This window comes from Candidatus Margulisiibacteriota bacterium, assembly GCA_041658645.1.
Taxonomy (GTDB): Bacteria; Margulisbacteria; WOR-1; order O2-12-FULL-45-9; family XYB2-FULL-48-7; genus JBAZZV01.
Genome location: JBAZZV010000017.1, coordinates 1 through 10,143, shown reverse-complemented (window position 1 = coordinate 10,143; position 10,143 = coordinate 1). Strand labels below are relative to the sequence as shown.

6 protein-coding genes are annotated in these 10,143 nt (G+C 52.3%); 1 reads left to right on the top strand and 5 read right to left on the bottom strand.

Annotation, left to right across the window (positions count from 1 at the left end; all coding sequences use genetic code 11):
- Window positions 1-2,277, top strand: a 2,277-nt coding sequence (locus tag WC903_08925; protein ID MFA5894067.1) for a heavy metal translocating P-type ATPase, incomplete at its 5' end; no start/stop codon positions are given.
- Here WC903_08925 and WC903_08920 read toward each other — a convergent pair.
- The 5 genes from WC903_08920 to WC903_08900 form a co-directional block, all read right to left on the bottom strand.
- Window positions 2,252-4,078, bottom strand: a complete 1,827-nt coding sequence (locus WC903_08920) for an S-layer homology domain-containing protein (GenBank protein MFA5894066.1) — start codon at window positions 4,076-4,078, stop codon at window positions 2,252-2,254. The two genes, WC903_08925 and WC903_08920, sit on opposite strands and share 26 nt — an antisense overlap.
- Entirely contained in the window at window positions 4,075-4,917 is an 843-nt protein-coding gene (locus tag WC903_08915; protein MFA5894065.1) for a hypothetical protein, read from the bottom strand. Before WC903_08915 ends, WC903_08920 begins: the two co-directional genes overlap by 4 nt.
- Window positions 4,918-5,005: 88 nt before the next feature.
- Window positions 5,006-6,010, bottom strand: coding sequence for a PDDEXK nuclease domain-containing protein (locus WC903_08910; GenBank protein ID MFA5894064.1), 1,005 nt, complete (start codon window positions 6,008-6,010; stop codon window positions 5,006-5,008).
- A 294-nt stretch (window positions 6,011-6,304) separates the two neighbouring features.
- The gene (locus tag WC903_08905; GenBank protein ID MFA5894063.1) at window positions 6,305-7,312 is read right to left on the bottom strand and encodes a PDDEXK nuclease domain-containing protein; all 1,008 of its coding nucleotides are present in this window, start codon (window positions 7,310-7,312) and stop codon (window positions 6,305-6,307) included.
- Window positions 7,313-7,611: 299 nt separating this feature from the next.
- Window positions 7,612-10,143: tail fiber domain-containing protein (locus tag WC903_08900; protein MFA5894062.1), on the bottom strand; the 2,532-nt coding region annotated here is incomplete at its 5' end.

Sequence of the window (10,143 nt, the reverse complement as noted above, 5' to 3'; positions counted from 1 at the left end):
ATAGCCGGGATGCACTGCGCCTCCTGCGTCACCTCGATCGAGAACGCCCTGCGCGGCTTTCGGGGCGTCATTTCAGCGAACGTCAACTTTGCCTCCGAAAAAGCGACCGTGGAATACGATCCCGAAACAACCGATGTGCCGGCGATAGAAAAAGTCATCGAAGCGACCGGTTATTCCGTGATCAAACCGCAACCGGCTGACGGCGTTGACGTGGAAAAAGCGGCGCGCGAAAAAGAGATCAATAATCTATTGTTTAGGTTCGGCTTCTCCCTGGCCTTGAGCCTCCCGCTGATGTATTACATGCTGCACCTCCTCTTCGGTTGGCCGATGCCGGAATTTGCGATGCGCAACGCGGCGACCATCGAACTGCTGCTTGCCACTCCGATCATGTTCCTGGGGAGTATCTTTTTTACCAGGGGGATCGTTTCCCTGGTCAAGACGCGGACCGCCAACATGGATACCCTGGTTTCCATCGGCGTAGGGGCGGCTTTTCTCTACAGTTTATATGTCACGATCGCCATTTGGCTGGGCAAGACCGGGTTGGGAATGGGCGATCTTTATTACGAAGTGGCCGGGTTCCTGATCACCTTTATCCTGCTGGGAAAATACCTGGAAGCGGTGGCCAAAGGCCGGACCTCGGCGGCGATCAAAAAACTGATCGGCCTGCAGGCGAAGACCGCGCTGGTCATCAGGGACGGCCAAGAGGTTGAGATTCTGACCTTGGATGTCCAGATCGGGGAGATCATTATCGTCAAACCGGGCGGAAAGGTCCCTGTTGACGGAGTGGTGACCGACGGCTATTCCAGCGTTGACGAATCGATGGTGACCGGCGAGAGCATCCCGGTCGAGAAAAAGATCGGGGACAAGGTTGTCGGCGCGACTATCAACAAGACCGGGTCGTTTAAATTCAAGGCCGAGAAGATCGGTCAAGACACCTTTTTGGCTCAAGTTATAAGATTCGTCGAAGAGGCGCAGGGGAGCAAAGCCCCGATCGAAGAACTGGCGGACAAGATCTCCGCTTATTTTGTCCCGGCGGTCGTTTTGATCGGGTTGGCCTCGTTCGTCATCTGGCTTTTAGCTGGACAGAGTTTTATTTTCGCGCTGACGGCCTTTATCGCGGTCCTGATCATCGCCTGTCCGTGCGCGCTGGGACTGGCGACTCCGACGGCGGTCATGGTCGGGACCGGCCTGGGCGCGGAACACGGGATATTGATCAAGAGCGCGGGAGCTTTGCAGATGGCCGCGCGGATCAACATTGTGGTTTTTGACAAGACGGGGACCTTGACTAAGGGGAAGCCGGAAGTCACGGACATAATTGTTGTGGAACCTGCGAATGAACTTCGCGGTTCCACAAGCGGTGAGGAACCGAGACGTTCAGTCTCAGGTTCCGAACTTCTATTATACGCGGCGGTGGCGGAGAAGAAGTCGGAGCATCCGCTGGCGGAAGCGATCTTACAGAAGGCTAAAAGTACCGGGCTGACCGTTCCCGAGCCGCAGACCTTTAGCGCGATCTCCGGCCAAGGGGTGGCTGCCGATGATATTTTGCTCGGCAACCGCCAGTTGATGCGGGCCCGGAATATCGCTGTCTTAGAGATTGAAACGAGGGTCCAGGCGCTGGAAGCGGAGGGTAAGACGGTTATGCTGGTCGCCAAAAGCGGTAAATTGGCCGGCCTGATCGCGGTGGCGGATACTTTAAAGCCAGCTTCCAAGGCGGCAGTTGAGCGGCTGCGTAAAATGGGGAAAGAGATCGTGATGATCACCGGGGACAATAGGCGGACCGCTGAAGCTATAGCGAAACAGGTTGGGATCGACCGGGTATTATCCGAAGTTCTCCCCCAGGACAAAGCTGATAATATTAAAAAACTGCAGGCCGGAGGGAAGAAGGTAGCGATGGTCGGCGACGGGATCAACGACGCGCCGGCGCTGGCCCAGGCTGATATCGGGATCGCGATCGGTTCCGGAACGGATGTGGCGATCGAGGCGGGAGAGATCGTCCTGGTCCGGGATGACCCGCGCGACGTCGTCACCGCGATCGAATTAAGCGCTTTCACCATGCGTAAGATCAGGCAAAATCTCTTCTGGGCCTTCATTTATAATACGCTTGGTATTCCAATCGCGGCCGGGATATTGTATCCTTTCACCGGTTTCCTGTTGAATCCGGTCGTGGCCGGCGCGGCGATGGCCTTCAGCTCGGTTTCGGTCGTTTCCAACTCATTGTTGATGCGGCGGTTCAACCCGCGTCATTCACGCCTCAATCCCACTGCAACAATTCTTTGATCTTAGGCGCGGCCAGCGGCGTTTTTGACAGCATATAGGCGAATTCCGCCCGGGTCAAACGCTGGCCCGGATAAAGATTGACCGTGGCGAACTCCAGCAGGCCGGCTTGCTTGGCCGCCGCAATTTCTTTGATCGCCCAGTGCCTGCCCGAGAGATCGGCAAAAGGCCTCTCTTGCGCCCTCGGCAGGGCGAATTTGGAAAACCTGACCATCATCACAATGCACTCCAGCCGGGTGATCGGCCGGCCGGCGTTGAATTTGCGGTCCGGTCCGGCTGTTATCAAGCCGGCGTCATAAGCCGCTTTCAAATAAGGCGTCAGCCAGCTGGTCCGCGGGGTATCTTTGAACGGCAATGACTTGATCTCTCTCGGCAGAGAGATCCCGCTGGCCATTACGAGCATTTTTAAAACATCGGCGCGTTTTATTGTTTTTTCCGGACTGAAGGGCTGGCCGGCTGGCGTTTGCAGGAAGCCCAGGGTCGCGACTTGTTCGATCGAGTCTTTGGCCCAGTAAGTCCTCGACACGTCGGAGAAATTGGCCAGCCGCAATATCCTCACGCTCCGGGCTTCGATCGTTTGGCCCGCGGCGTCCAGGCCGGCCGCGCTAAAAGTGTTCCGGCCGAGTGAGAGCGCCTCTGCGGTCTCAAACAGGCGGCCTTGGCTGATCGGGACCATTTTATCGTTGATCGCCACGGTCTTGATCTCATTGTTCAGGACGAAGCCGCCGATCGTGATCCTGTCCTTATAAACAACTGATTTATCGTCCGGTTCGGCGATATTTAGTCCCGGCGTTTCTTTGCGGACCACGGCTTCTCCGGTCGGCAAAAGCGACGGCGTATACGAAAGCGAGAAAAAATGGGTCACGTTGCTTGATTCGGCGTAATAAGGATGGTAGGCGTAATCGAACTGGAAACCGGCGAGATTAAGGCCCAGACCAAGCGTGGGATTGACGCCGTTGCTGGTGGGGGTGGAAGAAAAACTTTGATCAAGGCCGCCCCGGACGGTCAGCAGCGGATTTAACTGCCACTCCAGGCCGGCGTGGTAGGCGGAAGGAGCTTGGCGCGTCAGCCACAGGTCGTAGTCGAGCGCCATCAGCAGACGGCCTTCAAAATCGGTCAGCGAGCCGCCGATCTTGGCGACGGCGGGGATCCCTTCGGCGTAGCCGTAATCCCAGTTTATCCGGCCGCCCATGGCGAAGGGTAAAATATTCTGCAAGTTTAGCCCCAGGGTCAGCCGATCGGATAAGGTGTATTTGACCCCCAGGTCGAGGTCGTGCCCGGTCCCGAGGCTGGCCACGCCGCCGCTAAAGCCCTGGTCGAAGATCTTGTAATTGAGGCCAACGGACAAGGCCTCGTTGATATTGCCCGACAGCGCTAAGAGGTACACGTCGTTGTGATAGTCAAAATAAACCAGGCCGTATTGCGTCGGTGAAGGGATATTGCTGATCCCCGAGCGCACGACCGCGACGCCGCAGCCGTATTTCTTACCTTGAAAACTGAAAGGGGTGGAATAGGTCAAGGTCAGGTATTGGACCTCATTAAAGAGGTTAGAATACATGCTGAAGGCGATCCAAGACTTGATATTCGAGACGCCCGCCGGGTTCATGAGGATGCCGCTGCCGTCGTCGGCCACGGCCACAAAAGCTTTCCCCATGCCCATCGGCCGCCCCCCCACGCCGATCTTGACCGGGTCGTCGGTGAAGCTGACGCCTCTCGCGGCGGAGAACAAAACAAGAACAAAAAATATGATGACCAAGATCGCGCGGTTTAGGCTCACGCCGATAGGCCGTTTGACCGCCCTCATCTGCGCAGTATCGCGATCTTGCCTTTGAACAAGGTCTTGCCGTTTGACCGGTCGACCACGTGGAGGAGGTAGAGGCCGTTGCCGACTCCTTCGCCCAGATCGGAGATCCCGGCCCAGAGAAACGAGTTGGCGCCCGCTTTGCCGCCGCTGGCTCCGGCGTTAAAGGTCTTTTTCATGATCAGGTCGCCGGTCAGCGAAAAGAGATAAACGTCGATATTGGTATCCTGCGGCAGATTATACATAATGGTAGTCGGCTCCTTGGCCGGGTTGAAGGGGTTCGGCGAATTTATCACCGTGCCGCTCGGCAGGGGATAAGCTTTGACTTTAAAGCCCGAGGGCAAACTACCTTCATTGCCGTTGGGATTTTTGACCACGACGTCCCGGACGCCTTCGGGGACGCCGGCCAGGTTGAATTCACAGTTAATTTCGTTTGAAGTCAGCGCGGTGTTGAGGCCGACGATATCGGTTAGCCCCGTTTTCTTCAGTTTGACGACGGCGGAATTGGCGAAATTGGCGCCGCTGATCTTGACTTGGATGGGAGCGATGTTGAGTCCCTCGCCCGGATCGATGGCCACAACAATGGGGGCGAGGATGACCTCAAAGGCGCCGGGGTAAAAGCCCAGCCGGATGACCAGATTGGCGCTAACGACCTTTCCCAGCTCCTGATTGTTCAGCCGGCCCGTTAGCGCGTAATTGCCCGAGCTCGCGATAACTGCCCCGTTGTCCATGGTATCGAGGGTGATCCTATAAGTGCTCGAGGCCGCCGGCGCCCAAACGGGCGTGGCCAGGACCAGGCAGACCAGCGGTATTAATAATATGATCAAATATTTGTTAGCCATGTTATTAAATCCGAACGTCCAAGACTAAATCCGAAAGTCCTAAATCCTAAATCCGAACATTGTTCTGGCCAAGCTCAATCCAATTAGACTAAATCCGAATGTCCGAAATCCGAACAATATTTTCGACTGCTTTTTGCAGCAGGTGTTTATCGGGCAGCGAGAGCTGGTATTTTGAAGCAAAAAGTTTGTTGGAAAGCCCGCCTAAAGCATATTCAACCGAAATATGTTTCTTCCCGGCGCCTAAAACGATGCCGATCGGCTCATTATCGTCTTCGGCCATCTCTTCTTTCTTGAAATAATTTAAATACATGTTCATTTGGCCGATATCCTGATGGGTTATCGTCCCAAGTTTAAGATCGATCAGAACAAAACATTTAAGCAGTCTATGATAAAAAACGAGATCAACGTAAAAATGTTTGTTATCCAGTGTCAGGCGATACTGCCGCGCGACAAAGGTGAATCCTTTGCCCAATTCCAGCAGGAAGTTTTGCATATTATCGATGACTTTTTGTTCAAGCTCTTTTTCAGAGTAACGATAATCTTCCGGTAGACCCAGAAATTCCAGGACATATGGATTTTTGACCACATCCTCGGCTTTCTCTATTTTGTGGCCTTTCGCGGCCAGCGCCAGCACCCCTTTTTTGTCTTTGCTTAGGGCAAGCCGCTCAAAAAGCATGGAATTGACCTGTCTTTCCAGCTCCCTTACGCTCCAGTGGTTCGCCAGGCATTCTTTGCCATAAAAAGAGCGAGCCAGATCATCGGAAACTCCCAACAGTTCAATATAATGACTCCAGCTCAATTGGTCAGACAGTGTCTGACTTTTTGGGTATTTAAGATACAACAACCTCATATATATGACGTTGCTTCGGCTAAAACCTTTCCCATATCTTCCCTTTAGGTCGCAAGCGATCTTGTCCAGCAATTTTGAGCCATATTCGGCCTTCTCCCTGCGACCCTGTTCATAAATAACTATATGCCTGCCAATTTCCCAATAAGTTTTCACGATTAAGTTATTGACCTGTTGGAACGCTTTTTGGCGCGCCTGACGCAAAAGCGTCCCAATTGAATCTATTAGGTTATGGTAATTGTTCATTCTAAATCCGAATTTCCTAAATCCTAAATCCGAACATTGTTCTCGCCAAGCTCAATCCAATTAAACTAAATCCGAACGTCCTAAATCGGGACTAAATCCGAATGTCCGAAATCCAAAATCCGAACATTGTTCCCGCAAAGCTAAATCCAATGCAACTAAATCCTAATTTCCTAACTCCTTCCGCCGATCTATATGTAGTGTAGCGGCGACCTTTAGGTCGCCATTTATGGGGGTCTTCCGCCGAAGGCGGAAAATCCTAAATCCCAACATTGTATGCATCACTTTGTTCGGCATTTATCTTAAATGCTTTGTTTCACGGGACACAATATTTTCGACTGCTTTTTGCAGCAGGTGTTTATCGGGCAGTGAGAGCCGGTATTTTGAAGCAAAAAGTTTGTTGGAAATCCCGCCTAAAGCATATTCAACCAAAATATGATCTTTTTTAGTCCCTAACACAATGCCGATCGGCTCATTATCATTTTCCGTCATTTCTTCTTTTTTAAAATAATTGAGATACAGGTTCATTTGCCCGATGTCATGATGAGCGACCAAGCCGAGTTTTAGATCGATCAAAACAAAGCACTTTAATATTCGATGATAGAAAACAAGATCAACGTAAAAATGTTTATTGTTCAAGGTGATCCGGTACTGGCGGGCGACGAAGGAAAAGCCTTTCCCCATCTCCAAAAGGAATTGCTGCATATTATCGATGATTTTTTGTTCAAGCTCTTTTTCGGAGTAACGATAATCTTCCGGTATGCCCAGAAATTCCAGAACATATGGATTTTTGACCACATCCTCGGCTTTCTCTATTTTGTGGCCTTTCGCGGCCAGCGCCAGCACTCCTTTTTTGTCTTTGCTTAGGGCCAGCCGCTCAAAAAGCATAGAATTGACTTGGCGTTCCAGTTCCCGGGTGCTCCAGTGGTTAGCCGCGCACTCCTTTTCGTAAAAGGAACGCGCCAGACCATCTTCCACGGACAGCAATTCAATTATGTGTGTCCAGGATAAAATGGCAGGCACTGCCTGCCATTTCTGGTAAGCCAGATAAAAATTACGCATATTAAGCATATTTCTCCGTGAAAATCCTTTTCCATAGCGCTCTTTTAGGTCTTTTGACAAGGAATCTAAAAGATGCGATCCATATTCAGCCCGTTCTTGACTTTCCTGTTCGTATAATATGATATGCCTGCCGATTTCCCAATAAGTTTTCACGATTAAGTTATTGACCTGTTGAAACGCTTTTTGGCGCGCCTGACGCAAAAGCGTCCCGATTGAATCTATTAGGTTATGGTAATTGTTCATTCTAAATCCGAATTTCCTAAATCCTAAATCCGAACATTGTTCTCGCCAAGCCCAATCCAATTAAACTAAATCCGAACGTCCTAAATCCTAAATCCGAACATTGTTCTCGCCAAGCTCAATCCAATTAAACTAAATCCGAACGTCCTAAATCCTAAATCCGAACATTGTTCTCGCCAAGCTCAATCCAATTAGACTAAATCCGAATGTCCGAAAATCAGAAATCCGAACATTGTTTTCGCTATTTATTTATAATGTGCGAAGCACTCATTGTTCGGATTTAGGACATTAGGATTTAGGATTTATCTCCCCAGCTTCTCTTCGATCGCCTTCATCCTGGCCTCGAGCGCCAGATTTTGGGCCTTCAGGGCTTCGATCTCTCTGGCTTTTTCCTGATAACCCTGGAGCAGGATGACCGACAGTTTTTCGTAATGGACAGATTCGGGTGAGCCGCTCGCGTTTAATTCGACTAATTCAGGGAAAACTTTAACGACCTCTTCGGCGATCATGCCGAAATCTTTTCTGTCCGGCGTGGCGGTGTGTTCGTTCCACCGGAAGCGGACGGGCCGGAGTTCCCCGATCTTGTTCAGGTCCGCTTGATAATCGACGATATCTTTTTTATATCTGCGGCTGGAGCTTGACGTCAGAACTTCAAGGGTAGTCGCGGATAAGACCAGGGTCGTGCCGGTGCCGGCGGCCAGTCCCGAAAAGTAGACCCCGCCGGTTGCCTTTAGTTTTCCAGCTACCTCGAAGGTTACACTCGGGCTCGTCGTCCCGATGCCGACGTTGCCGCCCATGATCGCCATGGTGTTGGCTGCCGTTATTGTCCTGCCCGCGGTATTGTCCAGGCCGATCCCGAACGAATAATCACCTTGGGCGGTCATCCGGCTGCCCAAAGCGGTCGCGTACATTCCGCTGGCGACGGACTGGATCCCGATCGCGACCGAACCATTACTGCCGGTCGCCTGCACATTATCTCCCAGCGCTACCGCCGCCGTCCCGGTCGCTTTGGCGTTATACCCCATCGCCACCGCGCCGTAGCCGCCGGACGCGTCCGCGTTATAGCCGTAAGCGAACCTCGGAGTTCCGCCGTCCTTATTGGCTCCGACAAACTTGCCTTCGATCGACACGTCGCCGCTGACGGCTAATTTATAAGTACCGGGGCTGGTCGTACCGATGCCGACGTTGCCGGTGCCTGCTCCATTTATTGCCAAATTCCCTGCTCCTGTTGAACCACTATCCACTCGAGCAACATTCGAACTATCAGCCCATAAGTAAAGTGCTCTGTTTTGACCAACATTACTTACTCTGATTCCTGATGTTACTGCGTCGGAAGCTTGAAGAATATCTAATTTTGTTCCCGGCGCCGTCGTCCCGATGCCGACACTGCCCGATGAAGTCGCAAGATTAGCGCCTGCGGTATTGGTCAACGTGCCTGTCATGGTGTCGCCGGCTTTGAGGACGTAATTGGAACCGCTGACAGCGGTGGTCTGGATAGTCGTGTCCGGGAATTTGATCCCGCCGGCGGTCATTTCGATCGTGCCGGCCACGCTCAATTTTTGTCCCGGCGCCGTCGTGCCGATGCCGACACTGCCGGCAAAATAAGCGCCGCCGGTATTTTTAATGTGGGCTTTTTCAGTGCTTAGATTATCAGAGTAAAAACTTGCGATCTTCGCGCCAGCGGTGTTCAGCGCGTTCACGTTCCCGAACTTGAGGCCGATCGCCGTTGCACTGTCTGCCGCATTTCCTTTCAATGATAATGCATCGGGGTTATTAGCTTGTAAAGGAAGCTCATACTTAATAGCGTCAGGCGCCAGATACATAATGGTGCTGGCATTAGAGGCAACGTTGATCTGGCCGCTGGCTCCCCAATAGAAACCGGTATCGGGATCGCCGGAAAAAGAGAATGCGGGAGCGTTATAAGCGCCATTGCCGACATGAACTCCGGCGGTGTTGGTCAGCGTGCCGGTCATCGTGTCGCCGGCTTTGAGGACATAATTAGATCCGCTCATGGCGGTTGTTTGGATCGTCGTGTCGGGGAATTTGATCCCGCCGACCGTTGTTTCGATCGTGCCGGCGACGGTCAATTTTGAGCCGGGTTCCGTTGAGCCGATGCCAACATTGCCGCCATATAATAACGTCAGTTTTTCTCCGGCTCCGCTCGAGAAAGTGTAGACTTTACCCGCATCTCCAGGATTATGGGTAGTCACGAATGCCATGGGGCCTGCGCCGTCGGAGGTTTTTCCAATTTTATGTGACACGGTGCTATTGCCCGAAGAGTACTCCCACCCGATATAGCTGTTATAGGGCAGTGTAAGTTTCTCATCGGGACTGGCGGTCCCGATGCCGACGTTGCCGTCATTCCTGACGTAGAGCAGGGTGGCGTCGGTTGAGGCAGTTACGTTCAGGGCGGAAGCGCCGCTGTCGGCCGTTGCTCCCTTTACTGCCAGGCGGGAACCCGGCGCCGTCGTCCCGATGCCGACATTGCCTGCATTTGTTACCGTGTCGCCGTAGAATGACATAATATTCCTGTCCACGCCATTCTTCTTTTGTACAAAATTATAATTTATTTCTCCATTAGAGAGAGGCCATTCCGATTGGACCCTTAAATCCCAACTCGAACTATGAGCTAATTTAATCAAATCCGCCGGCGGATCTTGATAAACATTAGCCTTAAATATTTCCAGCTTCGCCCCCGGGCTCGCCGTGCCGATACCGACATTGCCGGAAGAAGTCGCGAGGTTGGCACCGGCGGTATTGGTCAGCGTGCCGGTCATGGTGTCGCCGGCTTTGAGGACGTAGTTTGATCCGCTCATGGCGGTGGTCTGAATAGT